The organism is Armatimonadota bacterium (assembly GCA_039679645.1).
Taxonomy (GTDB): domain Bacteria; phylum Armatimonadota; class UBA5829; order UBA5829; family UBA5829; genus UBA5829.
Window position 1 is genome coordinate 13,212 of record JBDKUO010000056.1, and the last position, 25,188, is coordinate 38,399.

Below are 25,188 nucleotides of genomic sequence, written 5' to 3' on the forward strand. Positions count from 1 at the left end.
GTAAACCCACTTTTTGCAGCATTTTAGGCTGCTTACTTATCTTACTTCTGCATACGCCTTATTCTCTCCTCCATGAGCTGATGCATTCGTTCCATTTCACTCTCCATTTGCTCTTGCATGTGCGTCATTTTGTCCAGAAGGTCAAGAATTACTTCTACGCCTGCCAGGTTAACGCCCATGTCTTGAGTCAGACGCTGAATCTGTCTGAGCCGGTCTATATCGGCTTCGGAGTACATGCGGTTTTTTCTGCCGAGTCTTGCCGGACGCACCAGCCCCAGGCGCTCGTACATACGCAGAGTCTGAGGATGCAGCTCACAAAGTCTTGCGGCAACCCCAATCAAATATAACGGTTCATTTTTGTCAACGCGTGGCATAGTGAACCCTCGCTTTCACATCAGGTGACAGGTGTTGGGCGTTAGGTGATGGGGCCTGTACCCAGCACATATCATCTACTATCAAATGTCTCAACGCAGCTTTCGGATTTCCTCTAGTAGTTCGCGTTCCCTGGCGGACATATGCTCTGGTATCTGAACTTTCACCTTAACATATTGATTCCCCCGCCCACCGTCTTTTATCCTGGGCATGCCCTGGCCGGGAAGCCTGAACGTTTTGCCGCTGGTGGTGCCGGGCGGGACCTTCATAGTCACTCGACCGGACAGTGTAGGGACAGTTATCTCACCGCCAAGAGCTGCGGTTATATAATCCACGGGTGCTTCCATTCGCAGGTCATCGTCAGAACGTTCAAAAACCTTATGCGGGCGCATCTTTATGCGAATATATAAGTCTCCACGCCCGGCAATGCCTTCCTCGCCCTGGCCGGCCAGTCTTATCTTCTGGCCGTCGCGAACACCCTTGGGTATACTCACTTCTATCTTGCGACCATTAAACGAAAATGATTTCTTGGTACCGGTGAAGGCATCTTCAAGAGATATCTCCATCTCCGACTCGATATCTGAGCCCTTTGTCGGAGCCGCGCGCCGTCTGTGCGTTGCGCCTCCCGCACGCTTGCCTTCTCCAAAGAGCATCTCAAAGAGATCAAAGCCGCCTTCGCCGCCGAAATCTACTCTCTGCCCTCCCTGGCCGAAACCACCGAAGTCAAACGTAAAGTCGCCGCCGGGATATCCCGTACCCGGTCCGGGACCGGCCTGCCCGGCTTGCTCCCAATACTGGCCGAACTGGTCGTATTTGGTGCGCTTATCTTTATCGGAGAGAACCTCGTAAGCCTCGCTTACTTCCTTGAACTTCTCTTCGGCGGCCTTGTTGCCGGGGTTTACATCGGGGTGATATTTGCGAGCCAGCTTGCGATAAGCCGACTTGATATCCTTCTCAGACGCACTCCGATCAACGCCCAGTATCTTATAATAATCTTTATAATTCGTGGCCACCGGCTTCTCCAGGTGATGGGTGTTGGGTATTAGGTGTTAGGGAAAAGACGCGCATTCATAACCCGACACCTAACACCCGACACCTGGCACCCTATTCTGCGTTTACTTTTATCTTTTTGGGTTTGGTCTCTTCAGCTTTCGGAATAGTAACTTCCAGCAGACCGTCATGGTAGCTTGCCTTGACCTTGTCCGGCTGCACCGGCACTCCTATGCTAAACGATCTCTGAAACGGCCCATACGGCCGCTCAACCCGTATATATTCATCCTTGGCAGCTTCATCGAACTTGCGCTCGCCGCGAATAGTCAGGGATTCGCCGGTGACTTCTATGTCGATATCATCCCGGTTCATCCCCGGCAGCTCAGCGCGAACAACAAGGTCGCTTTGAGTCTCGATAATGTCTACGACCGGCGACCAAGTCCTGCTCGACGTATTTTCCGCATGACCTGCCGATTCGTTGAAAACTCGATTGATTCTGTCCTGTAAAACACTAATGTCTCGAAATGGGTCCCATCTGCTGATCATTTGCTGTCCGCTCCTTTCGGGTGATGGGTGTTGGGTATTGGATGTTAGGGAAGGGAGAGCCTTCCCTCCATCCAATCAACAGGGTGCTTGTCACATCTGCGGAATAAGCCCCGTTGTATCGGGACACCCCTGTCCCGATACCTTGCTGCACTAGGGGCGTTTCGGGAGAAGGGCTCCCGAAACAACTCTTTTCCGTGAATTTGACATACACCTCAATCAACACCTTATAGCTTATAGTCATTGGGCATTTGTGTTAGGGAAGATAACCTCACCCCATCACCAAACACCCAACACCTAATACCTATTCTTTATTCTGCTTTGAACTCTGCGTCGATTACGCTTTCGTCTTCTTCCTTTGGCGCTTCGGCTGCCGGTCCCTCAGGCGCCTGGCCTTCAGGAGTGCCCTCCTGAGCCTTGGAAGCCTGCTCGTAGAGCATCTGTGAGAGCTTGTATGCATGCTGCTGAAGCGCTTCGGATGCGGTATTGATCCGCGCCGCATCGTTAGACTCCACAGCCGATCTCAACTCGCTCAGCGCACTTTCGATTGCCAGCTTGTCCTCCGAAGATACCTTGTCTCCGAGGTCCTTTAAGGTCTTCTCGGTAGAGTAAAGCAACTGTTCCGCCTTGTTCTTGGCTTCGGCAGCGTCTCTGAGCTTGCGATCTTCCTCAGCATTACCTTCGGCGTCTCTCATCATCTTATCGATATCGTCCTTGGAGAGCCTGGTCGAGCCGCTGATCGTAATCGACTGCTGCTTGCCTGTCGCCTTATCCTGAGCCGAAACATTTACGATGCCGTTAGCATCGATGTCGAATGTGACCTCAATCTGAGGAATGCCTCTTGGCGCAGGCGGAATACCGGCCAGATGGAACCTGCCGAGGCTGTGGTTATACTGAGCCATCTCGCGCTCGCCCTGCAATACGTTGATCTCAACTTCTGTCTGACCGTCGGCCGCCGTAGTATATGTCTTTGATTTACGGGTCGGGATGGTCGTATTTCGCTCGATGAGCTTATCGGTGATGCCGCCGAGGGTCTCGACACCCAGCGTAAGCGGAGTAACATCCAAGAGTACGACGTCCTTGACCTCGCCGCCCAGGACACCCGCCTGAATCGCAGCGCCTATAGCCACGACCTCATCAGGGTTCACGCCTCTGTGCGGTTCCTTACCACCGGCGAGGTTTTTCACCAACTCCTGGACCATCGGCATTCTGGTCGATCCGCCGACAAGCACGATCTCGTTGATCTGTCCCTCGCCGATCTTTGCGTCTTCCATTGCTTTCTTGTATGGGCCAACGCAGCGCTGGAGCAGGTCATTGGTAAGCTCCTCGAACTTCGCTCGGGTCAGGTTCATATCCAGGTGCTTGGGTCCCGACGCATCCGCAGTAATATAAGGAAGGTTGATATTGGTCTGGACTACATTTGAAAGCTCGATCTTTGCCTTCTCAGCGGCCTCTTTCACACGCTGAAGGGCCTGCTTATCGTTCTTGAGATCGATCCCCTGTTGAGCCTTGAACTCGCTGCATACCCAGTTGACTATGCGCTCGTCCCAGTCGTCGCCGCCCAGACGGGTGTCGCCCGAAGTCGACTTGACCTCGAATACGCCTTCTCCTACTTCCAGCAGCGATACATCAAAAGTCCCGCCGCCCAGGTCCCAGACAAGAATGGTCTCGTTGCCTTTCTTCTCCAGGCCATATGCGAGAGAGGCCGCTGTCGGTTCGTTGATGATCCTTAGGACCTTGAGGCCCGCGATCTCACCAGCCTGCTTTGTGGCCGTTCGCTGCATATCGTTAAAGTATGCCGGAACTGTGATGACAGCCTGAGTCACCTGCTCTCCCAGATAAGCCTCGGCGTCCGCCTTAAGCTTCTGCAGGATCATAGCCGAAATTTCTTCCGGCGTATAGCCCTTGCCGTCTATGGTGACCTTGTGATCGGTCCCCATCTCACGTTTGATGGATGAGATTGTGCGATCAGGGTTAAGGATCGCCTGGCGCTTGGCGGTTACGCCTACCAGACGTTCACCGGTCTTTGAAAAACCTACAACGGAAGGAGTCGTCCGGCTTCCCTCGGAATTCGGGATTACGACCGGTTCGCCGCCCTCCATCACTGCAACCACGCTGTTGGTGGTGCCTAAGTCAATACCTACTGTTTTGGCCAATTGAGTTCACCTCCGCGGATAGTGGATACCCCTATTTTATGCGTGCCCAAACAAGGCCGCTGTGGTATCATTGCCTGCACCCATAATTATATGACTTGAGTGCAATACTGTCAAGTGGTATATACCCACATTTTAGGACTCTTCAACAATTCTCTTGAGTTTTTTGCATTTTTACGGCAGACTGCGGATAGGCAGCTTGCAAGCCGATTATATAAGGTGTTGGGGGTTGGGTGTCAGGTGTTGGAGAAGGAACCACCACATCCGTCACGTAAATTGACATGATCTTCTATCATTACTATAATCCAGTCATCGCAGGAGGCGCATGGAGGCTGATATGAAAGCTCTTATATTGAGTGGAGGTAAGGGAACTAGGCTGCGGCCGATCACCTATACCGGCGCAAAGCAGCTCGTGCCCGTTGCCAATAAGCCGATTCTCTTCTACACTATCGAGGCCGTGAAGGCCGCTGGCATAAGTGATATAGGAATCGTGGTTGGCGACACGCATGAAGAGGTGGAGGCCGCCGTCGGCTATGGTAAGCGCTGGGGAGTGAAGATCACATATATCCACCAGGAAGCTCCCCTGGGCCTAGCTCATGCAGTAAAGATCTCACAGAATTTCATAAAAGACGACGCCTTTGTAATGTATCTGGGCGATAACCTTATCAAGGACGGCATTACTTCATTTGTAGACGACTACTGCGCATCGGATGCAAACGCGCAGATACTCCTGGCGCATGTGCCCAACCCACAGTCTTTTGGTGTAGCCGAGCTTGAGGGAGGGCGCGTGGTCCGCTTGATCGAAAAGCCCAAGGAGCCGCCGACAGACCTCGCTTTGGTAGGCGTCTATATGTTTGACTCGACAATATTCGAGGCTGTGAACGCTATCAAGCCCTCCGCTCGCGGCGAGCTTGAGATCACTGATGCCATTCAGTACCTGGTGGATCACGACTATAAGGTCAATAGCCATATCATCACCGGCTGGTGGAAAGATACCGGCAAGCTCGAGGATATGCTCGAAGCCAACCGCATCATACTCGACGGGATCGAGCTGGACGTGCTGGGTGAGGTAGACAAGGAATCCGAAATTGCCGGAAGAGTGAAGATAGGCAAGGGCAGCAGGATAATCAACTCCTGCGTGCGCGGGCCAGCGATTATAGGCGAGGAATGCGTTATTGAAAATGCCTTTGTCGGACCATATACATCTATCAATGATCGCTGCAAGATCATAGCCAGCGAGGTCGAGCACAGCATTATACTTGAAGACTCTCAGGTGCTGGGTATAGGCAGCCGACTGGAAGACAGCCTAATAGGCAAAAACGTCAAGATCGCTAAGGACCACAAAATACCTAAAGCGTATCGCATGATGGTAGGAGACAACAGCGCTGTAAGCGTTATTTAGTTGAGAGTTATGGGTTAAGAGTTGTGAGTTGAGGAAAGGTGAAAAATGATAGAAGGAATCATTGTTAAGCAGCTTAAGCGGCATGCCGACGAGCGCGGCTATCTTATGGAAATGCTCCGCGAGGACTGGCCGGAGTTCGGCAAGTTCGCCCAGACATACATCAGTATGAACTATCCCGGTGTGATCCGAGCGTGGCACTATCACAAGAAGCAGGACGACTACTGGGTGGTGGTCAAGGGAATGGTCAAGACAGTGGTCTACGATGCCCGCAAAGACTCGCCCACTTACGGTGAGGTCAACGAGTTCTTTATGGGCGACAATAACCCCATTTTGGTGAAGATTCCGGTCGGCACGATGCACGGGTATAAGACTGTAGGGGTGGAGCCGTCGCTGCTAATTAACTTCCCGACAAACCTCTACAACCCGAAGGAACCCGACGAGTATCGAGAGGCGTATGATAGCACGAATATTCCTTACAATTGGGATATTAAGATTACGTAGAAGCTGAGGGAGATTGTTGGAACACATCGACGAACTCATACAGGAACTCGGCAATCCAGATAATGACATCCAGCTAAAAGCTGAATGTGCGCTTATACGCTCAGGCAAAGCATCTGTGGAGCGATTAATAGAGGCGACCAAGCATGCTAACCCACAGGTGCGCTGGAGAGCTGCTTTCTCCCTTGGTGAAATAGGTGACCAACGCAGATACCCGGCTGTGCTTGCGCTGTTTGACGATGAAGATACGCAAGTGCGAGCTGATGCTGTTGATGCGGCTGGAAAACTCGGTGGGATAAAATCAATCGAGCCATTGTCAAAAGTTATATTGGATGCATTGAATGATCCCCATGCAGCAACGCATGCTGCATTTGCGCTTATGTGGATGGGCAATGTGGCTTTGCCTGCCTTGCTGGACATCTGGCAATGCGGGACGCATGAAGCACGCAAAGCTGTTGTTCAACCAATAGGGGAAATTGGAAACCCGGCAGCAATCGAACCATTGGCGGAATACCTCAATGATGAGTCTCTCCGTTTCGATGTCGCTTCATCACTCGGCAAGCTGGGTGATATCCGTGCACTTGATCTCTTAATTGATTACATGTGCAACCGATGGGGTGACTATTCAGAGGGAAGTGCTGAATGGGGGTTGATTGGACTGGGCACGTTAGCAGTGGAACGCCTAATTGAAGTGACGGTCAATGGTTCACCGGAAGCAAAAAAGGAAGCTATACATGCCTTGGGTGAGATAGGTGACGCTTCGGCAATTGACAGACTGACCGAATTACTTGATGTGCCTGAACTTGATTACACTGCGTTGATTTCACTTGGCAAATGCGGTGATAAACGTGTGCTGCCCAGACTTCTTGAAATAGTGCAAGAAGCAGATGAAGACTGGGACACCGAAGTCGCTGGAGCGATAGGTATATTTGGAGATGAGGCCGTTGAAGAATTATCACGGATTGCAAATCTCGGCGTTAAGCACTCAAGAGAGATGGTTGCATGTGCTCTCAGCAACATCGCATCTGAAAAATCGATTGGCATTCTGGAGTGCATGCTGACTGACCCTGATAGTGACGTCCGCACCTGGGTTCTGGAATCGATTTGGGAAATTGGTTCAGGAAATCTGCCTGTTTTCGGTCAGCGGTGTCTGGACCTGATCGAAACGCTTCTTGATGATGCCGGCAATAAAGTTCGCAGCCGCGCTGCTTCCTGGAGTTGTGATCTGCGTCAGGACCTTGGCCAGCCATTCAATCCGGTGGCCTGGTCATTGGTGGGGAACTATTGATTTTATGCGCCATACTGTTGTCACATTGTCGGAAATGTGGTATATAGTATACGTGAGGTGATTTGTATGACAACTGCACATCTTTCCGACAAATGGCAGATTACCGTGCCGCTGAGTATTCGTAAGGCTCTCGGCCTTAAGCAGAGGGCAAAAGTAGAGATTGAATTGCGAGATAATGAAGCTGTCTTGCGCCCAGTGAGGTCTGTGAGAGAAGTTCGCGGCATATTTCACGAGGCAGCCAAGAATAAACCTGCTAACTGGGAAACGGTGCGAACAGAGACCGAAAAGATGATTGCGGAAGAGGCAGCCAATGAAGGCAGGTAGCAAACCCTTTGCAATCGACGCCAATGTTATTTTACGATACCTGCTCCAGGACAATGAAGAACTGACTCCAAAAGCGGACGCAATAATTGAAGGCGTTGAAGATGGGAAGTTGCAAGTGCTTTGTGAGCCGGTGACTTTGTCCGAGGTCGTATATGTTCTCTTTCGCTTTTATGAGCAGGAAAGAAGCGTAATATACAAAGGCTTGGAGCCTATAGTGAAAATGGACGGATTTCTTATGCCGGACAAATCCCGGTATATTCATGCACTGGAATTGTTTGCAAATGATATCCCCCATTTTGGCGATGCCTGTGCCTGCGCAGCCGCATTGGAGCAGTGCAAAGGGCGTTTGCTGTCATTTGACAGGAAGCTGTCAAGTGTCAATGGAGTGAGCAGGTTCGAGGAACCGGAGAAGTGAACGACAACGCACCTTGCGAACAGCGGAGTCCCAAGCAGAGAACCTTTGATTTCATCTATGCAATTGCAAAAGGAATTACTAATTTTCTGATGCTCGTTAGAGCATTAGGCGTATGCTTTTTGATCTGGGGTCTTATAGTGCTGTTGCAAAGCGATTTGCATTTTTGGTTCTACCACAATAACTGCAAACTCATAAACTGACAACCGAGGACTGATAACCAACATGAAAAACCTTCTCGTCACCGGCGGTGCCGGGTTTATTGGAAGCAATTTTGTAAGATATATTCTCGGCAGGCACGATGACCTGAGCATCACGGTCTTTGACGCTCTCACGTATGCCGGTCACCTGGAGAACATGGAGGATGTAAGGGACAACCCCAGGTTCATGTTCGTGAAGGGTGATATCAGAAATGCCGATGATGTGGCAAAGCCGGTAGATGACGCGGATATAGTGCTCAACTTCGCAGCCGAAAGCCATGTGGATAGATCGATCAACGACGCAGAAAACACCATGACCACTAACGTGATGGGTGTCTTCACACTCTGCGAGGCTGCCAAAAAGTACGGCGTAGAGAAGTTCATACAGATATCTACGGACGAGGTCTATGGCGATATTGAAGAGGGTTTCTCAAAAGAGACCGACCCCGTATCGCCCAACAGCCCCTACTCGGCAGGTAAAGCCGGGGGTGAGCTGCTTGCGAAGTCGTATTACCGCACTTACGGCCTGCCCGTGATGGTCACCCGAGGCTCGAACACGTATGGACCATATCAGCAGCCCGAGAAGCTGGTCCCGCTGTTTGTATCAAACGCGATGGAAGGCAAGCCCCTGCCCGTCTACGGTGACGGCATGCAGATACGCGACTGGCTGCACGTGCTCGATCACTGCTCAGGCATCGAGACAGTAATGCTCAAGGGTGAGCCGGGCGAGATTTACAATATAGGCGGCAACAATCAGCGCCCGAATATCGAGATCATCAAGATCATCCTCGAGGTTACTGGTAAGGACGAGAGCCTGATAAAGCATGTGCAGGATCGTCCAGGCCATGACCGCCGCTATGCTCTCGACTCCGCCAAACTCCTGGCGATGGGCTGGCCGCGCACGCACGACTTCGAGACCGGCATGCGTGACACTATCCGCTGGTATATGGAAAACGAGTCCTGGTGGCGGCCAATCAAAGAGGGCAAGGACAACAAAGAGTTCGCGGAGAAGTGGTACGCAAATAGAAAGTAGCCTGACAACCCAAGGGATGCAAAATGAGCTTGCAGCAAATATTAATCGATGAGTTAAAGGCTGCGGGGGCAGACCTCGTCGCCTTTGCGGATATGACTGACATTCCTGAAGATATCAGGCACAATATGCCGCGCGCGATAAGTATTGCTGCTGCATTCGATCCATCGGTCATCGCCTCGGTCAAAGACGGCCCCACGGCGGAATACGATGCCGAATGCGTTCGCGTAAAGAACCTGATGAATGACCTGGGCGACAAATGCGTGAGCATTCTCAAAAGCGAGGGCTATAATGCTCTGCATAACTCGTTTTTTGGGTGCGGATTTTCTCCCGAGACTATGAGCACACCTCTTCCACATAAGACTGCTGCCACGCGGGCTGGTCTTGGCTGGATAGGCAAATGCTGCCTGCTGGTAACTGAGGAATATGGCCCTGCGGTCTCATTAATGACTGTGCACACAGATGCGCCCCTGACGGTCGCCTCACCTATAGACAATTCACGCTGCGGCGACTGCATGGCATGCGCAAAAGCCTGCCCGGTGAATGCTCCGTCAGGGAAGAATCGGGAAAAGGGGATGGCGCGGGAGTCTTTCTTCGATGCGCTTACGTGCTATCAAAAGATAGAAGCCGGTAGGCGGGAGTTCGGCTTCGAGCTATATATATGTGGAATGTGCATAGCTGCCTGCCCTTATACTCAGGAATATATTAAGCGAAGTGGACAACCATGACCACCGGCTCGCAGTCTTCAGGCCGCATCGGTGTGGTAATTCAAAACATAGCACCCCTCAGGGCAGAGCCTGATTCAAAATCCGAACAGGTCAGCCAGGCTCTGATCGGTCAGAACGTCAAGATAGAAGACGGTTCCCACGGCTGGCTCTACGTTCAGACATGGGACACATATCGAGCCTGGATTCCGGCGGCTGCCTTGCGAATACTGCCCTCAGGTTCAGAGCCTTATGCATCCGTGGGGGCTGTAGCCATAATGCGCGAGTTGTTCGTTGACGTGCGGCGCTCTGCCTCCGACAAGTCCGAGATCCTCACTAAAGCGACTATCAGCGCTGAGCTGGAAGTGGTCAAATCGGCAAATGATTGGGTCGAACTGCTCATGCCGGACAATCAGCATGCCTATATACGCAAGAAAGAGGCCCGGCTGGTCGATAAAGACCTGGCTCAGACTATACCTCTGCCCGACCCGCGCAAACTTGTCGAGACAGCCGAGCAGTTCATCGGGGTGCCCTACCTTTGGGGAGGCTCATCACCATTTGGGATAGACTGCTCAGGGTTTGTTCAGCTTGTCCACAGGGTTCACGGTGTCACTCTCCTGCGTGACGCATGTTTGCAGGCGGACGACACTCGGGCCGTCCCCGTCGAGCGAGACAGCCTCCGGGCAGGCGACCTGGTCTTCTTTGCAAGTTCCGGTGGATGTGTAAGTCATGTGGGAATGATGGTAGATAAGAAGCGTTTTATTCATTCCAGAGGCGGCTTCGGAGTCGGCATTACTCCCATCAGCGATCCATATTACACTTCCATCTATTGGGGGGCGCGAAAGATGCGCCTGGCGACCCTTGACCCGGGAGGAGGCGTGACCGGATGACGCTTACAGGTTTCGATTATATCCGGTTTGTCGAAACTGCATGAAAGTGCGGTAAATAGAGGTTCAACAATGTCAAAGAACAAGGGAATCGGGATAATAGGCTACGGCGGGTTCGGTGAGTTTATTCATAAGGCATGGGATATGATGGACAACGCAACGGTGACTGCACTCTGCGATGTCGATTCATCGCGCGCTCCAAAGACCGGACCGAAGTTCTACACCGACTACAAAGAAATTTTTGCCGACCCTAATGTCGATATCGTATCCATAGCTACCCCACCCTCCACTCACAAAGAACTCGCGATACAGGCTATGCGCTCAGGCAAGCATGTGCTTATCGAAAAGCCTCTTGCCCTGACAGAACAAGATGGTGAAATCATCAAGCAAGTTGCCGAAGAGGCAGGCCGTGTAGCGACAGTCAACTTTGTGCTTCGACATAATCCTATCGTTGAACTGCTGCATGAGATCACGGAAAGCGAAGTCTTCGGGAAGCTCAGGAGAGTCGATCTGAAAAACTATGCCATGCAGGACACCGTGCCGGAAGGGCACTGGTTTTGGAACCCCGATATCAGCGGCAGGATACTGCTCGAACACGGAGTGCACTTTTTCGACCTCGCAAGCTGGATGATAGGCACGAAGGCCAAGGATGCTTTCTCTCTCGGAGTCGAACGAAAACCGGGGATGGAGGACAAGGTCTTTGCCGCCGTCAAATATGAAAACGGAGTCGTGGGCACATACTGGCACTCGTTCTCCCGCCCAAGAGAACTGGAGACCACGACATTCCACTTCGCATACGACCTGGGCGAAATTGAGATGATCGGCTGGATTCCATTGCAGCTCGATATTTGGGGATGGACAGGCAACGACGGACTCGACAAACTAGAAGAGCTGCTGGGAGAAGACCAGGTTGTGGTCGATCCGATCGAGTCTCAGAAGGCGCACTCGTCCGAGTTTTTCTACGATGTGGACTATGAGGTCAACACCGTTGTAGAGCTGGAAGAGGAGAAGCTGGAAGTCTATGCCCAAAACCTGCGTTCTATCATGGCCGATCTGATCCGAAAAATAGATGATCCCTCTCACAAAATGCGCGTAACTATCGATGATGCCCTGGAGGCAGTGCGTATTGCCGAAAAGGCGACGCTGTTCGCGCACCCTCATGATTAAATAATCTAAACTAGTATTCCTCACAGCGCAAAGCATCACTCCCATAAGGCATAACCTATACGTAAGCAACTACCGATAATAGCAAACCCATCGAAAGGTGGGGACGCAAAGCCAACGGGACTAACCCGGAAAGCGGTGCAGGGTCGGATTAGCCGATCAGTTGCCCGCTCGGTATGTCAGCCGAGCTGCCGAAGTAGGAGTTGCTGATGATCAGGCACTGCCGGCGGTAATAAGTCGTCCGGTAGACCCACGTGAAATTTGCGTGGATAGGGGTCTTGAAGTATGGGCCTCGGAGTGCGCGGCGGTTTTTGATCATCGGCAATTCTATACGGCAGCTCGGCTTTTTCGTGCTGCTGGTCTTGGAGGCCAAAAAATGATGATCCCTGAAGCGAAGCAATATCTCGGTAGAAATGTAAGCGTCACTTTCCGTGATCGTCACGGCGATCTACACACCAAGACACTGCACGTGCACGAGGTGTCGTTCGTCCCGATGTATGGCGGGTGCCTCGTTGGCGACATCGAGGATATCTGGCTGGACAAAGTAACCAGCATAAGCGCTGTCGATTAAGTAATGCATGGTTAGTCGCAAGCAACCATGCAATTTACTAAGCGTAAATTGCTTAAGACCATGCAATTTACTAAGCGTAAATTGCTTAAGGTGTGACTTTGAGCGGCCGCATCATTCGACCATCGGGGCTTGGTCGGTCAATGACCGGCATGATCAGCGGTTTATGAGTGTTGAATTGAGAATGGGAGCTTTACCGGGGAGGTGAGCGCAAGTTCGGCTAAGGCTGAATACAATTGAATATCGAAAAATTGAATAGCGACCTCAAGCCCGGCCTCACACACGGGAGAACTACCAATCAGGCCGGGCTTAATTATGTACAAATACAAAATATAAAATAATCAATACTAAATTTGTCAGGCTGCTTTGTGGCGTTTATTGTGCTTCAATAACTTCAACTGCTCGCACTCCAGGCTCTCGCAAATTTCCTGAGGCTGCCAGCCTTTTGTCATCAGCGCGCACTCAGGGCCGTTTGTGTACGGGCAGTAGAAGTCACTGTCATCAGTGTCCTGCGCGCCGAAGAGCATATCATCATCAGTATTGAACTCATTCATCCAATACGAATCCATTGCAAATCCCCCCTCGGGAAAGATACACCATATTTTCGGTCGGCAATTTGCAGAACTTAAGGGTCTATGCGGAAGCGTGTTATGATGCTATACTGTGCAAAATGTTATTGATATCGAAAGGAGCTTTGCCGAGATGGACTGGCAAGCTAAATGGATATGGGATAAAAACGAGCCGTCACCGCGCAATTTCTATTGGTGCGCTCGCAAGACATTCGATGCGCCCGATAAGTTCGAGCATATCGATCTTCACATAAGCGCTGATTCGCGATACAGCCTCTGGTTAAACGGCGAGTATTTGGGGTTCGGGCCGGTGCGGGCTTTTACACAAAACTGGCGATATGACAGCTATGACATCACCAATTACATCAAGCCGGGCAAGAATGCTGTGGCCGTGCTTGTGCAGCACTACGGCATCGGCACGTTTCAGTATCTGGACGCGCCGGGAGGGCTGGTAGCTCAAGTAAACCTCGATGGTCATGTAGTTGCGGCAACAGATTCGACCTGGAAAACGCTCTGTCATCCGGCATATGAGCGGCGGACTCCACGCACGGCATGTCAGCAGGCGTGGACCGAGGCTTTTGATGCACGCAGTGAACCTACCGGCTGGAGGAAAGTCGACTTTGACGACAGCCGATGGGACCAGCCTGTCGTAGTCGGCGAGGTCGGCTGCGAGCCGTGGGGAAAACTGCTGCCAAGGGATATTCCATTTCTTACAAATGCTCCCGTATATCCCGTTCGGACAATTAGGACCCGCACAGTGAAAGCTCCCGAGCAGGCCTGGGGAATAAATATCAGAATGATCCAGCATCCGGAAGATAAGACAGCGAACCCGCTCGCCATGATCGGGCTGGTAGCGACTATGCTTTACTGCTCCAAAGACACGAATGTTAAGATCAAACCGTTCTACTGCAACTGTAAAGCGCTCAGACTTGATGGAGCTGATCTGGATAAAGATACAGCCCAGGCCGGAGTTGATATATGCGCTGGTGGGCACCTGCTTGTCGCGGACATAACCATACCCTGGTATCACGACTCCAACTTCACCCTTATAATCGAAGGCGATGGTGTAAAGCTCCAATCGCCTCTCGGCAAAGATGCGCCTACGCCGTTTGCTGTCACAAGCTATTTGCCCTCGACTGATGACCCAAGTTTTGTAAGCGCATGGCATGCTGAAAAGGCTGAAGAACTGCAGGGCATACCCGAAGTGCGCGCTGTAACACTGGAAGAACTCTACGAAGTAAACGTTGCAGCAATCACTGCAGATGCCGATGATGCAGGAGCTGAAGTGTGCATAACCGAGCCTGAGGCTATGCTGGTCGCCAACGATAATGCGACCACTATTGCTCCTGCTAAAGATGGAGACACCGAGATATTGTTGGATTTCGGCAGGATGACCACAGGCTTCCTCGAAATAGCTCTGGATGCGCCTGAGGGCTTGATTGTAGATTTCAACGGGTTCGAGTATATCTCGAACGGACGGCATCAACCGACGTTTACATTAAACAATACTTTCAGATATATCGCGCGCAAAGGCCCGCAGACGTGGAGGTCAGTCATAAGACGCGCCGCCAGATACGCGACTTTGACTCTGCGCTTTCCGGATGGCTGCATCACTCCGGCTAAATTTCAGACGATCAAATTCTATGAACACACATATCCGTATGTTGAGCGCGGCGAGTTTGCGTGCAGCGACTATAAGCTCAACAAGATATGGGACATCTCGCGCCTGACTGTGCGGCTTTGCAGTGAGGACACGTTTGTAGACTGCCCGACCTATGAGCAGACCTTCTGGGTGGGTGACGCCCGCAATGAGAGCCTCTTTGCTTACACTGCATTCGGCGACTATAAGCTTGCTCGGCGATGTCTGAAGCTTGCAGGTGAGTCTATGTGGCGCTCGCCTATAGTCGAGAGCCAAGTTCCAAGCGGTTGGGAAGATATTCTACCGGCCTGGAGCCTGCTGTGGGCTATGGGCTGTGCCGAACACTACGACTTTACAGCAGATAAAGCGTTTCTCGAAGAGGTCTATCCGGACATACGCAAGCAGAACTTCAACATGCGCCGGCACTTCACGAACAAAGAAGGCCTCTACGAAATGGAAGACGCATGGAACCTGCTCGACTGGGCTCCTATGGACACCCCCAGGCAGGGAGCGATGGCTCATCTGAGTATGCTTCTTTGTGCTGTTTACAGACGCAGCGCAAAGGTTGCTGAAACACTCGGCAAAAGAGATGATGCCCAACTTTACATCCAATGGGCTGACGAACTAAAGTCTGCAATCAACAAGCGTCTATGGGATGAGAACAAGCAGGCGTATATTGACTGCATCCATGCAGACGGCACGCGAAGCAGCGTAATAAGCCAGCAGACGCAGACTATGGCCTATCTGTGCGATGTAGTCCCAGCAGATAAGGCTGAGCTCTTTATGTCATATTTGATCGATGTGCCGGAGGGTTGGGTCAAAATCGGCAGCCCGTTTATGATGGCATTTACTCTGGAGGCATTGGACAAAGCAGGCGATGTAGCAGGAGTGGTGGAGCTGATTCGAAAGTGGTGGGGTATGATGGTCGACGATGGCGCCACCACCTGTTGGGAAACTTTCCCCGGTTGGTTCGGTGAATGGCCTGCCAGAAGCCACTGCCATGCCTGGAGCGCGGCTCCGGCTTTTTCGCTGCCGTCATATGTATTGGGTGTACGGCCTGCAGCACCCGGTTTCGAGCGGTTTGAGGTGCGCCCGTTCCTGGGTGACCTGGAATGGGCAAAGGGCAGCGTGCCCACACCACACGGTAATATAGACGTCAATCTAAAACGGGATGCAGCCAAGACCACACTTAAGCTCAGCGTTCCCGAGGGAACAACAGCGATAGTGAATGGAAAAGAGTGCTCATTCGGCATTCACGAATTGAGCTTGTAAAAAATCCGAAACAAATAGCCCTATAGACATTGACATTTTTGGGCTAATGGGGCATAATTACGGTAATGAGCTGGCCAGTGTCGGTCAGCATATATTTTAATGCGTGAATCGGTGTTGTTTCACGCGTAATGGACGACTTGAAGTCCACCCGGGCAGAGCGCTTTGGGTGGGCTTTTGTTATCTGTGGCGCATCCGAAGTTGGATTGCGCGCGGGCTTTAGTGTTGAGCAAAATCGACGAGGGCGTCTTCGCCGGGGGACATGTGTGTGTCCTGTGGTGAAGACGCCCTTTTTGCGTCTGTGGATCGGAGGCGAACGGAAATGAAATGTATTCGCGTATATTACTGCTCAAACGTATTTGATGGAAATGTGGTCCCAGCCGAGCTTGCAGATTTGGGGATGCGTGATGAAGTAATTCTCGAACCGGTACCTTGTGGTGGTCGGATCGACCCGCGTTATCTTCTCAAGGCATTTGAAGAGGGAGATAACGGAGTGTGTGTGCTCACCTGCCCGCTCGGCGACTGCAGGCTGATGGAAGGCAACATCCGGGCGATGCACAGAGTCGAGTTGGCGCGCGAGTATCTGACTGAGGCAGGTATTGATCCAAAGGCTGTTGAGATAATCGTACCGAGCGAGCGAAGCGAAGAGGCGCTTAAGACGGCGATAGACAAGATCGCGTCATTTGTCGGCCAGGAAAGTCCTGCTCTTCAAGAGGTGATGGCATAGAATGAGTGAAGTTTTTGCAAAGGCCGTCAAAGACGGCCGGTTTATAGTGACGGCTCAGTGTACTCCGCCGCAGGGCGCAGGCGCAAAGCAGTTGCAGGCATGCGCCGCTGCTCTCAAAGGTTCGGTAAGTGCGCTTTACGCGCCGGAATGTGAGGACGGCATAAGGCTATCGAGCCTTGCCGCATGCGCTCATCTGGCAAAGGCAGAGGTTGAGTCTATAGCTGCATTCACGACCAGGGACCACAACCGCATTGCACTACAGTCGATGATCCTGGGCGCTGTGTCGATGGGGATAAGCAATATTTTCTGCACTGCAGGTCGGCATCAGACACTTACCTCAGCCGGGTCGGCCAAGGGCGTGTTCGATCTCGACCCGATCCAACTGCTGCAGATTGCGGATGCGATGCGTAAAAACGGCAGCCTCTCCGACGGACAGGTGATAGATTCTCCGATTGAACTGACTCTGGGCACGGACACCAATCCTTTCGCCGAGCCGGTCGAGCTGAATGTGATCGTGCTGCAAAAGGCGATAAGCGCCGGGGCGGATTTTGTGATCACGCACCCTGTCTTCGATATTGATAAGTTCAATGCCTGGATGAAAGCTGTCCGCGAGCGCGGCTTGCACGAGAAAACAGCTATCATAGCATCCGTTATGCCGCTGAGTTCAAGCGCGCAGGCGGCATCTGTTGCCGAGAAATACACTATGCCCGACGATATTGCAGCCAAGCTCCAGTCGGCAGACGCCGGCAGGCAGATGGCTGTCGATACTATCAAGAGCCTCAAGGGGATTGACGGTGTACGCGGTGTCCATCTGATGGGCGGCGATTTTGAACTCATTTCAAATATCATTAAATCAAGCGCGCTCGGGAGTTAGAGATTATGCCGGCTAAATATCATATCAAAATACGTCCCGAGCCGCCCAGGCACAAGCCTATAGGCAAATACTGCATTATAGACTGGCGCGAGGACTGCTCTTCATGCCACAACTGTGTGAAGCGTGAGTGTGCCTACAGCGTTTACAATGATGAGCGTGACCGCCTTCAGCACGTCGCAGAGGACTATGTAGAATATCTCTATGAGTGCAAGGGGTGCCTGTGCTGCGTGCAGAGCTGCACCAAGGGCCTGCTCACCCAGCGGGTCAACCCGGAGTATCTGGCGATGGGCGACGATGTCTGGAACGCCGATATCATATCCGGCACCTGGTTTCAGGCTGAGACGGGCAAAATTCCGGTATCGGGCGCAGGTTACCCGGGACCGTTCAGGGGACCGGGGTTCGACTCGATCCTGACGGATATGTCAGAGATCGTTCGGCCTACACGTGACGGTATCCATGGCCGCGAATATATCAGCACCCATATCGATGTCGGCCGAAAGCCTATGAAGCTGGAGTTCAACGCCGACGGCTCCCTCAAGACCGATTTTCCGACCCAGGTCGAGATTCCCCTGCCGGTTATCTTTAATATGATGCCGTGGCATTCGCCCAGCGCTAATGTCTCGCAGTCTATTCTCGACGCTGCTAATGAGCTCGGCACGTTTGCAATTACGGATGATCCGATGCTGGCGGCAAACGATGCCGCCATGCCTCATATATCCAAAGACGCCAAGGGCGACCCTGCGATCTCCCGGTTGGCTCAGTGGGACGACTGCCCGGATGTAATGGAGAAGATCAAGGCTGCCAAGGCTGCCAACCCGAGCCTGGTCGCGATAGTAAGGCTGCCTCTGGAGTCGATCGACAGGGCTGTCGATCTTGTTAAAGCCGGGGTAGACGGTCTGCATGCCTACGCCGACTGGGAGGGTGTTGCAGGCAACGGGAAGCACATATCAATTGCGGTCCGCGACCTGCATCACGCGCTTATCGCCCAGGGGATACGTGATCAGGTAACACTTTTTGCCAGCGGCGGTATTTCACTGGCCGAGCATGTAATAAAGACGCTGCTTTGCGGAGCGGACGCTGTCTGTGTGGATGTCCCGCTTTTGATTGCTCTCGAATGCAGAGTATGTAAGAACTGCAGACAGGGGATCAAGTGCCCGATAGGTTTGGAAAATGTGGATCACGACTATGCAGTTCATAGAATAGTAAACCTGATGGGCGCGTGGCACTCTCAAATGCTGGAGATGATGGGCGCTATGGGTATCCGTGAGGCCAGGCGTCTGCGCGGCGAGGCCGGTAGAGCGATGTTCTTTGACGATCTGGAACGCGACTGCTTTGCGCCGGTCTTCGGCAAGAGAGTGGAGGTAAAATAATGTCGATTACAATAGACCCCCACAGAAAAGTCAAACCGATCCCCGATACGGGCCTGCCGGAGCCGGTCCGCGAAGTAAAGCCTGCGCCGGACCGCTGGCGCAACTCGCTCGGCAAGTACCGGGTCAAAAGATACGAGGAGCTGTGCATTAAGTGCGGCAAGTGCGCGGAAGTCTGCCCTAACGGTGTGCATGTGATGCCCGAGGGCTATGCCGGTTTCAAGAGGCCGCTCGAGAGCAAGTGCACCGCTGCTATCTGCAAAGAAAACGGGACATTCTGCGTCGATGTGTGCCCCCAGAAGGCGCTGCGCGTGGAGGTGCTTCCTTTATATGAGTCTCTGGGCGACTATCGCTGGAGCGCCGACCTGATCCTCTCGACCTGGTATATGGCTGAAACGGGTGAAGTGCCGGATGGTGAACTAAACTACAAGACAGGTAACTCAGGCGGCGGGTTCGATAAGATCGACTTCGTCTTCCCCGAAGGCGGCAAAAGGACCGATCCGAACGAGATCAACACGTCCATCCCGCTCAACCGCAGGGAAGACGGCAGGCCCAAGATTACAATCGATCTGCCCATATACGGCGGCGGAATGTCATTCGGGTCAGTCAGCCCGGTGACTATCTTGAGCAAGGCTCGGGCCGCAACTGCCTGGAACCTTTTTACCTGCACGGGAGAGGGCGGTTATATCGAGCGCCTGGTTCCATATAAAGACCATGTAATTACACAGGTCGCGACGGGTCTCTTTGGTGTGCGTGAAGAGACAATAAGACGCGCGCCTATAGTCGAGTTCAAATATGCTCAGGGCGCAAAGCCTGGTCTGGGCGGCCACCTGTTGGGCGACAAGAACACACCCGCAGTAGCTGCAATGCGCGGAGCCATGCCCGGCACGTCGCTTTTCTCGCCTTTCCCGTTCCACAGCGTCTACTCGATTGAGGACCATAAAAAGCATATCGACTGGATCAGACACGTTAACCCTAACGCTCTGGTCTCGGCCAAGGTCTCTACTCCTGTCGATGTGGATATGGTCGCTGTCGGGTCATTTTTTGCTGGAGCCAATATAGTCCATCTGGACGGCAGCTACGGCGGGACCGGAGCTGCTCCTGAGATCGCTAAAAAGAACATCGCTATGCCGATTGAATACGCCATCCCGAAGGTCTCGCGGTTCCTGGTCGAAGAGGGGATTCGAGATCAGGTCACTCTCATCGTGAGTGGCGGCGTTAGGACTGCATACGACGTAGCTAAAGCTATTGCGCTAGGTGCGGACGGCGTAGTTATCGGCACGCCTGAGTTGGTAGCGCTTGGCTGCATAAGGTGCGGCAGGTGCGAATCCGGCAGAGGCTGTGCACGTGGAATCGCAACTACCGACCCTGAAATGGTCAAAAAAATGGACATCGAGTGGGGCACGCAGAGACTGATCAACATGCTCCATGCTTGGCGCACTCAGATAGTCGATATTCTAAGCCGGTTCGGCATGAGCGATATAAGCGAACTGCGCGGCAGAACTGATTTACTTAAGCATCAAGATTACGAGTAGATGACAGGTAATGGTGTAAGTGAGGTTCTTTCCAATACCTAACACCCAACACCTATCACCTGCGTGAGGCATATATGAACGACTTTGCGGATAAGTTAATAAATAGCAGGGCATGGATGATGGAGGGCTGGAGCCCGTCCGAACCGCCGCACACTGAAGAAGAGGGCGGATGCGGGGTTACGGGGTTTGCCTGTTCCATTCCTGTCGGCGGCAGGCACATTTATGAGCCGTCCGTGCAGATGCATAACCGCGGCAACGGCAAGGGCGGCGGAATCGCGGCTGTGGGTATGGTGCCGGAACAGCTCGGCGTCTCGCGGGATGTGCTTACCAACGATTACATACTTCAAATAGCGCTGCTGGACCCGGCTGCCAGGAATGCAGTCGAAGCGGACTACGTTAACCCCATGTTCGATATCCATCATGCCCAGCAGGTCGGCCATATCGACAACTGGCAGGATATCGAAGGGCTTCCGGTCTGCCCGCCTGAGATCTGCCGTTATTTTGTAAAACCCAAGAAAGATGTGCTCGCTGCTTTTGCGCAAAAGCGCGGTCTTGACGGGTTATCCCCGCGTGACATAGAAGAGGAGTTCCTTTTCCAGAACGCATTTGAACTCAACAACAAATATTATGCTGCCATGGGCGACAAGCAGGCTTTTGTGATGAGCCAGGGCCGCAACATGATGATCCTGAAGATCGTCGGTTACGCCGAGCAGATCGTCACCTACTATCAGCTCGATGACTTCAAGGCGCATGTCTGGATCGCTCACCAGAGATATCCTACACGCGGACGTGTGTGGCACCCAGGCGGCGCGCACCCGTTCTGCGGCATGAACGAGGCCCTGGTGCACAACGGTGACTTCGCTAACTATTATTCTGTGTGCGAGTATCTGGCCCAGAGAAATATCAAGCCGCTGTTTCTGACCGATACCGAGGTATCTATACTGGTCTTTGATCTCTGGAGCAGGGTCTATAAATATCCGCTGGAGTATATAATCGAGGGCCTGGCGCCCACCAGTGAGCGTGACTTCGATATGCTGCCCAAAAAGAAGCAGGAAGTGTATAAGCGGATACAGCAGGACCATATCCATGCTTCACCGGACGGGCCGTGGTTCTTTATTATCGCCAGGAATGATGTCGAAAACGACGCATTCCAGCTCCTGGGAATCACAGACACGGCTATGCTCAGGCCACAGGTATTCGCGCTGCAGGACGGTGAGGTCCAGATCGGCCTGATCTGTTCCGAGAAACAGGCAATAGATGCAACTCTTGCCAGCCTTGCGCGTGAGGACAGCCGGTTCTGCACGGTAGCCGACAACTATTGGAACGCTCGCGGCGGCAGCTATACGGACGGCGGCACTTTTGTCTTCACCCTTAACCATCAGGACGATGGGTCGTATAAGCTGAGCTGCGCGGACAAGTTTGGAAGAGAGCGCAAAGCAGACAGCGGAGAGCTGAAAGCAGGTGAACCTGTTGCTATAAATGAGGCCGTAGCAAATATTCCGGCGCTGCTTGCTGATGAGAGCGGAGTATCGCTCTTTAAGGCTCTAAAGAAAGCTGCATCTGGAATGAGTCTTGAGGACTTTAAGAGCCTGTGCAGCTCGATCATATCTACTGTTCAGACTGACGACCAGCGTCCGGCTGCAATAAACGGCCTGACACTTATGATCGACCGCCGCTATCACACGGGCGTAAACAGGCATGCAAGAATAGTTGAAGCTGTGGTCAATACGCTTACGGCTATATTTGAATCGGTGCCGTCCATAGTCGACGGCGGCAGTTCAAAATATGCCCGTGTGGACTGGGAGACCCGCGACGCCATGAGGGCTCCGATGGGCGATGAGGAAGTGTTGATCGTTAACGGTCACGACTTCCCGCCGGAGGGCGATGAGTGCGACGCTAGGCTGGTCTACGAAGCCTATGAAAAGGGCTGGAAGAAATTCATCTGTCACAGCTATATCGGGCAGAGGTTCCTCGGCTCGGGTCTGGGCCCGGAATCGGTCGACTGCCGGATAGACGCTTACGGCAGCACCGGCGACTACCTTGCTTCCGGTTTGGATGGCGCGGTGATAGTGGTTCACGGCAACGCTCAGGACCAGCTCGCTCAGATCATGAGGGGCGGCAAGTTGGTAATCCACGGCGATGTCGGCCAGACGTTTATGTATGGCGCCAAGGGCGGCGACGTATTTATCAGGGGCAATGCCGCTGGAAGACCGTTAATCAATGCGGTCGGCTGCCCGAAAGCGATTATAAACGGCACCTGCCTGGACTTTTTGGCTGAGTCGTTTATGGCCGGTGATCCGCTAAATGGCGGCGGGTTCGTAATATTGAACGGTGTGAAGTTCGACAGTGACGGCACTATCATCGACCTGGATACGCCGTATTCGGGCTCGAACCTGTTCTCGCTGGCTTCGGGCGGCGCGATCTATGTCCGCGATCCGCACAACACTCTCGATGACGAACAGCTCAACGGCGGCGAGTATTATGAGCTTACCGACGCTGATTGGAAGCTGATTGAGCCTTATCTGGAAGAAAACGCACGGCTCTTTGATATATCCGTTGATCGTCTGCTTACAGTAGACGGCAAGACACTGGAACCCAGGCAGGTCTATCGCAAGGTAGCTCCGGCGCGCAAAGTTGTCGCTGCTGCTGTCGCGGATGATGCAACGGACTGTGACGAAGACTAGGGTCTGGGCGGATGAAATACAAGTTCGGGCGGATCTGTGATCCGGCCCGCAAATGACCAAATGGCATCTCCGATGCCACAACGTAATGCTTGAAAATTAAATGTATGGCTAACGGGATCATAGATCCCGGGGTTGTCCTATGGGGCTAGATTGCAAATCTGCCCCAACAATAGCACTTTCTTACTCCCTCTCCCATTGCCGGGAGAGGGTTGGGGTGAGGGGGACATAGCCCTCCCCTAACATGAATGAGGAACGTATATGAGTAACTCGGCAACGATTACAAAAATAGATCAGAGCCTGCTTGAAAAGCTGGACCCCAAGGGTGAGCTTAATCTGGCGTCTTGTCTGCAGTGCGGACGGTGCTCGGCTGGCTGCACGATGCGCCTTGAGATGGGCATCCTTCCCCACCAGATGAACCGGATGGTCCTGCTGGGTATGGAAGACGAACTGCTTTCGAGCAAGGCCATATGGACCTGCGCGTCATGCCATACTTGCGTATCGCGCTGCCCTATGAAGGTAAACACACCGGCGCTCATCGACAGGCTCCGCGAGATGGCAAAAAGCGCCCCGACTCAGGACCTGGAGAAGATCAGGACCTTTAACGACGAAATGCTTAAGTCGATGAAGCTCTTCGGGCGAGTCTATGAGATGGGCATGATGGGCTTTTACAAGATGCGCACACGGGACCTCTTCAGCGATTTGGCCAAGTTCCCGACCATGCTCGCCAAGGGCAAGATGAAGATATTCCCGCCGCGCACTCGGGCGCGTAAGGCGGTCTCGACAATATTCGACCGGGTGCATCGCGCACGGAGGGCAAAATGACACACAACCCAGTTGCTTCGGCAGCGAAGCTGCCGGAGCCGGGCACACAGTGCCCGAGAAGCCTACGGAGGGTTAGGTGATGAAATATTCATTCTTTCCGGGCTGCTCTATGGAGTCGACCGCTCACGACTTTGAGATGTCGACTCTGGCGGTCGCAAAAGCCTTAGGAATCCAGATGGAAGAACTGCCGGACTGGAGCTGCTGCGGCTCGACCCCGGCGCACGCCACCGACTCGCTATTAGCCGTATCGCTTCCGGCTCGGAACCTGGCTATAGCGCAGGGACTTGGCAGCGACCTGATCGTCTGCTGCGCATCCTGCTACGGCAGGCTGGCGACGGCTAACCGCGATCTAGCTCATGATGCCCAGCTTCGCGCCCAGGTCTCGGATATTATCGGACAGCAATACGATGGAAAAGTAAAGGTTCGACACTTTTTGCAGCTGCTCCGAGATGATTACGGCATCCCGGAGATCAAGGACAATATAGTCAAAAGTCTGAACGGTCTTAAGGTGGCTTGTTATTATGGGTGCCTGCTCACCAGACCAAAGGAACTCAGCATTCTGGATGACCCTGAGGACCCGCAAGTGCTGGAAGATATTCTCTCGGCTGCCGGAGCTGATCCTGTCGAGTGGCCTTATAAGACAGAGTGCTGTGGCGCCAGTTTTTCGATCACTCGCACCGATACTGTAAAGCACCTGGCAGGTGACATACTCCGTATGGCAAAAATGAGCGGTGCGGACTGCATAGCAGTGGCGTGTCCTCTGTGTCAGAGCAATCTGGATTTGCGCCAGTCCGATATTGAAAAAGAGACCGGCGAGAAGATAGGCCTGCCTGTGTTCTTCTTCACCCAGCTTTTAGGTAAGGCTCTCGGGCTTTCGGACTCTGAGCTTGGTATAAACAAATTGATGGTCAGTCCGGCTGGAATTGCCGGTCTTTAGATTAGATGGTCCGGGATTTGAATCCCGGACTCCGGTATGGGGGATATTTATCCCCTGCATGTGTTTATGGTAATTGGTTCGGGGACTAAAGTCCCGAGAACTTGCATCCGGGAGTTAACTCCCGGATGATCAAGGAAATTCTATGCGGGTGCCATCAGATATAGCGCCCGATCAAAGAAGTTGTTCATTAGTTTCGCGTTTTCGCTCTTTCGCGCTTTCGCGATTGTGAG

At 52.8% G+C, this 25,188-nt stretch carries 24 protein-coding genes and 1 riboswitch; of the genes, 18 read left to right on the forward strand and 6 right to left on the reverse strand.

Going from position 1 to position 25,188, the window contains the following annotated elements; translation table 11 throughout:
• Nucleotides 1–41: 41 nt before the first annotated feature.
• From ABFD83_11475 to dnaK, 4 genes are all read right to left on the reverse strand, one after another.
• Nucleotides 42–374, reverse strand: a complete 333-nt coding sequence (locus tag ABFD83_11475) for a MerR family transcriptional regulator (GenBank protein ID MEN6357690.1) — start codon at nt 372–374, stop codon at nt 42–44.
• A 90-nt stretch (nt 375–464) separates the two neighbouring features.
• Entirely contained in the window at nt 465–1,385 is a 921-nt protein-coding gene (locus tag ABFD83_11480; protein ID MEN6357691.1) for a J domain-containing protein, read from the reverse strand.
• A gap of 91 nt (nt 1,386–1,476) precedes the next feature.
• Nucleotides 1,477–1,908, reverse strand: a complete 432-nt coding sequence (locus tag ABFD83_11485) for an Hsp20/alpha crystallin family protein (protein MEN6357692.1) — start codon at nt 1,906–1,908, stop codon at nt 1,477–1,479.
• Nucleotides 1,909–2,216: 308 nt separating this feature from the next.
• Nucleotides 2,217–4,061 carry a molecular chaperone DnaK gene (dnaK, locus tag ABFD83_11490; GenBank protein MEN6357693.1) on the reverse strand — a complete coding sequence of 615 codons (1,845 nt, stop codon included), beginning with the start codon at nt 4,059–4,061 and terminating at the stop codon, nt 2,217–2,219.
• 334 nt (nt 4,062–4,395) lie between these two features.
• Here dnaK and ABFD83_11495 point away from each other — a divergent pair, with 334 nt between their 5' ends.
• The 9 genes from ABFD83_11495 (at nt 4,396) to ABFD83_11535 (ending at nt 11,970) form a co-directional block, all read left to right on the forward strand.
• Nucleotides 4,396–5,460 carry a glucose-1-phosphate thymidylyltransferase gene (locus ABFD83_11495; GenBank protein ID MEN6357694.1) on the forward strand — a complete coding sequence of 355 codons (1,065 nt, stop codon included), beginning with the start codon at nt 4,396–4,398 and terminating at the stop codon, nt 5,458–5,460.
• Nucleotides 5,461–5,505: 45 nt separating this feature from the next.
• Nucleotides 5,506–5,961: a dTDP-4-dehydrorhamnose 3,5-epimerase family protein gene (locus ABFD83_11500; GenBank protein MEN6357695.1), complete on the forward strand. Its 456-nt coding sequence runs from the start codon at nt 5,506–5,508 to the stop codon at nt 5,959–5,961.
• Nucleotides 5,962–5,977: 16 nt separating this feature from the next.
• A complete protein-coding gene (locus tag ABFD83_11505) occupies nt 5,978–7,246 on the forward strand; it encodes a HEAT repeat domain-containing protein (GenBank protein ID MEN6357696.1) in 1,269 nt (422 codons plus the stop codon).
• 66 nt (nt 7,247–7,312) lie between these two features.
• Complete coding sequence (locus ABFD83_11510; protein ID MEN6357697.1) at nt 7,313–7,570, forward strand: hypothetical protein; 258 nt, start codon at nt 7,313–7,315, stop codon at nt 7,568–7,570.
• Nucleotides 7,557–7,985 (forward strand): PIN domain-containing protein, encoded by a 429-nt coding sequence (locus ABFD83_11515; protein ID MEN6357698.1) that lies wholly within the window; start codon nt 7,557–7,559, stop codon nt 7,983–7,985. Before ABFD83_11510 ends, ABFD83_11515 begins: the two co-directional genes overlap by 14 nt.
• A gap of 222 nt (nt 7,986–8,207) precedes the next feature.
• Nucleotides 8,208–9,215: a dTDP-glucose 4,6-dehydratase gene (rfbB, locus tag ABFD83_11520; protein MEN6357699.1), complete on the forward strand. Its 1,008-nt coding sequence runs from the start codon at nt 8,208–8,210 to the stop codon at nt 9,213–9,215.
• A gap of 23 nt (nt 9,216–9,238) precedes the next feature.
• Nucleotides 9,239–9,940 carry a 4Fe-4S double cluster binding domain-containing protein gene (locus ABFD83_11525; GenBank protein MEN6357700.1) on the forward strand — a complete coding sequence of 234 codons (702 nt, stop codon included), beginning with the start codon at nt 9,239–9,241 and terminating at the stop codon, nt 9,938–9,940.
• Nucleotides 9,937–10,806 (forward strand): C40 family peptidase, encoded by an 870-nt coding sequence (locus ABFD83_11530; GenBank protein ID MEN6357701.1) that lies wholly within the window; start codon nt 9,937–9,939, stop codon nt 10,804–10,806. The genes ABFD83_11525 and ABFD83_11530 overlap by 4 nt, the downstream gene beginning before the upstream one ends.
• Nucleotides 10,807–10,875: 69 nt before the next feature.
• Complete coding sequence (locus tag ABFD83_11535) at nt 10,876–11,970, forward strand: Gfo/Idh/MocA family oxidoreductase (protein ID MEN6357702.1); 1,095 nt, start codon at nt 10,876–10,878, stop codon at nt 11,968–11,970.
• A gap of 70 nt (nt 11,971–12,040) precedes the next feature.
• Nucleotides 12,041–12,163, forward strand: a riboswitch (cyclic di-GMP riboswitch).
• On the opposite strand, the gene ABFD83_11540 is transcribed toward ABFD83_11535, so the two are convergent.
• Nucleotides 12,119–12,340: a hypothetical protein gene (locus ABFD83_11540; protein MEN6357703.1), complete on the reverse strand. Its 222-nt coding sequence runs from the start codon at nt 12,338–12,340 to the stop codon at nt 12,119–12,121. It overlaps the preceding riboswitch by 45 nt.
• Nucleotides 12,341–12,343: 3 nt before the next feature.
• Here ABFD83_11540 and ABFD83_11545 point away from each other — a divergent pair, with 3 nt between their 5' ends.
• A complete protein-coding gene (locus tag ABFD83_11545; GenBank protein MEN6357704.1) occupies nt 12,344–12,538 on the forward strand; it encodes a hypothetical protein in 195 nt (64 codons plus the stop codon).
• A gap of 353 nt (nt 12,539–12,891) precedes the next feature.
• Here the strand turns inward: ABFD83_11545 and ABFD83_11550 are convergent, their stop codons facing one another.
• The gene (locus ABFD83_11550) at nt 12,892–13,104 is read right to left on the reverse strand and encodes a hypothetical protein (protein ID MEN6357705.1); all 213 of its coding nucleotides are present in this window, start codon (nt 13,102–13,104) and stop codon (nt 12,892–12,894) included.
• 94 nt (nt 13,105–13,198) lie between these two features.
• Here ABFD83_11550 and ABFD83_11555 point away from each other — a divergent pair, with 94 nt between their 5' ends.
• The 8 genes from ABFD83_11555 to ABFD83_11590 all read left to right on the forward strand — a co-directional run bounded on the left by ABFD83_11555 (nt 13,199) and on the right by ABFD83_11590 (nt 24,958).
• Nucleotides 13,199–16,015, forward strand: coding sequence for a family 78 glycoside hydrolase catalytic domain (locus ABFD83_11555; GenBank protein MEN6357706.1), 2,817 nt, complete (start codon nt 13,199–13,201; stop codon nt 16,013–16,015).
• Nucleotides 16,016–16,334: 319 nt separating this feature from the next.
• Nucleotides 16,335–16,739 (forward strand): hydrogenase iron-sulfur subunit, encoded by a 405-nt coding sequence (locus tag ABFD83_11560; protein MEN6357707.1) that lies wholly within the window; start codon nt 16,335–16,337, stop codon nt 16,737–16,739.
• Nucleotide 16,740: 1 nt separating this feature from the next.
• A complete protein-coding gene (locus ABFD83_11565) occupies nt 16,741–17,613 on the forward strand; it encodes a methylenetetrahydrofolate reductase (protein ID MEN6357708.1) in 873 nt (290 codons plus the stop codon).
• Between the two features lie 5 nt (nt 17,614–17,618).
• Nucleotides 17,619–18,983 (forward strand): glutamate synthase-related protein, encoded by a 1,365-nt coding sequence (locus tag ABFD83_11570; protein ID MEN6357709.1) that lies wholly within the window; start codon nt 17,619–17,621, stop codon nt 18,981–18,983.
• Entirely contained in the window at nt 18,983–20,515 is a 1,533-nt protein-coding gene (locus ABFD83_11575; protein ID MEN6357710.1) for a glutamate synthase-related protein, read from the forward strand. The genes ABFD83_11570 and ABFD83_11575 overlap by 1 nt, the downstream gene beginning before the upstream one ends.
• A gap of 74 nt (nt 20,516–20,589) precedes the next feature.
• A complete protein-coding gene (locus tag ABFD83_11580) occupies nt 20,590–23,199 on the forward strand; it encodes a glutamate synthase (protein MEN6357711.1) in 2,610 nt (869 codons plus the stop codon).
• Nucleotides 23,200–23,457: 258 nt separating this feature from the next.
• The gene (locus ABFD83_11585) at nt 23,458–24,021 is read left to right on the forward strand and encodes a 4Fe-4S dicluster domain-containing protein (GenBank protein MEN6357712.1); all 564 of its coding nucleotides are present in this window, start codon (nt 23,458–23,460) and stop codon (nt 24,019–24,021) included.
• Between the two features lie 79 nt (nt 24,022–24,100).
• Entirely contained in the window at nt 24,101–24,958 is an 858-nt protein-coding gene (locus tag ABFD83_11590) for a CoB--CoM heterodisulfide reductase iron-sulfur subunit B family protein (GenBank protein MEN6357713.1), read from the forward strand.
• The last annotated feature ends 230 nt before the right edge of the window (nt 24,959–25,188 follow it).

What these genes read in the sequence shown, in the direction of transcription:
- ABFD83_11590 (MEN6357713.1), top strand. Translation starts at nt 24,101, where the DNA reads ATGAAATATTCATTCTTTCCGGGCTGCTCTATGGAGTCGACCGCTCAC.
- ABFD83_11560 (MEN6357707.1), top strand. Translation starts at nt 16,335, where the DNA reads ATGAAATGTATTCGCGTATATTACTGCTCAAACGTATTTGATGGAAAT.
- ABFD83_11570 (MEN6357709.1), top strand. Translation starts at nt 17,619, where the DNA reads ATGCCGGCTAAATATCATATCAAAATACGTCCCGAGCCGCCCAGGCAC.
- ABFD83_11550 (MEN6357705.1), bottom strand. Translation starts at nt 13,104, where the DNA reads ATGGATTCGTATTGGATGAATGAGTTCAATACTGATGATGATATGCTC.
- ABFD83_11510 (MEN6357697.1), top strand. Translation starts at nt 7,313, where the DNA reads ATGACAACTGCACATCTTTCCGACAAATGGCAGATTACCGTGCCGCTG.
- ABFD83_11525 (MEN6357700.1), top strand. Translation starts at nt 9,239, where the DNA reads ATGAGCTTGCAGCAAATATTAATCGATGAGTTAAAGGCTGCGGGGGCA.
- ABFD83_11485 (MEN6357692.1), bottom strand. Translation starts at nt 1,908, where the DNA reads ATGATCAGCAGATGGGACCCATTTCGAGACATTAGTGTTTTACAGGAC.
- ABFD83_11585 (MEN6357712.1), top strand. Translation starts at nt 23,458, where the DNA reads ATGAGTAACTCGGCAACGATTACAAAAATAGATCAGAGCCTGCTTGAA.
- ABFD83_11530 (MEN6357701.1), top strand. Translation starts at nt 9,937, where the DNA reads ATGACCACCGGCTCGCAGTCTTCAGGCCGCATCGGTGTGGTAATTCAA.
- ABFD83_11515 (MEN6357698.1), top strand. Translation starts at nt 7,557, where the DNA reads ATGAAGGCAGGTAGCAAACCCTTTGCAATCGACGCCAATGTTATTTTA.
- ABFD83_11535 (MEN6357702.1), top strand. Translation starts at nt 10,876, where the DNA reads ATGTCAAAGAACAAGGGAATCGGGATAATAGGCTACGGCGGGTTCGGT.
- ABFD83_11575 (MEN6357710.1), top strand. Translation starts at nt 18,983, where the DNA reads ATGTCGATTACAATAGACCCCCACAGAAAAGTCAAACCGATCCCCGAT.
- rfbB (MEN6357699.1), top strand. Translation starts at nt 8,208, where the DNA reads ATGAAAAACCTTCTCGTCACCGGCGGTGCCGGGTTTATTGGAAGCAAT.
- ABFD83_11500 (MEN6357695.1), top strand. Translation starts at nt 5,506, where the DNA reads ATGATAGAAGGAATCATTGTTAAGCAGCTTAAGCGGCATGCCGACGAG.
- ABFD83_11580 (MEN6357711.1), top strand. Translation starts at nt 20,590, where the DNA reads ATGAACGACTTTGCGGATAAGTTAATAAATAGCAGGGCATGGATGATG.
- ABFD83_11565 (MEN6357708.1), top strand. Translation starts at nt 16,741, where the DNA reads ATGAGTGAAGTTTTTGCAAAGGCCGTCAAAGACGGCCGGTTTATAGTG.
- ABFD83_11495 (MEN6357694.1), top strand. Translation starts at nt 4,396, where the DNA reads ATGAAAGCTCTTATATTGAGTGGAGGTAAGGGAACTAGGCTGCGGCCG.
- ABFD83_11475 (MEN6357690.1), bottom strand. Translation starts at nt 374, where the DNA reads ATGCCACGCGTTGACAAAAATGAACCGTTATATTTGATTGGGGTTGCC.
- ABFD83_11545 (MEN6357704.1), top strand. Translation starts at nt 12,344, where the DNA reads ATGATGATCCCTGAAGCGAAGCAATATCTCGGTAGAAATGTAAGCGTC.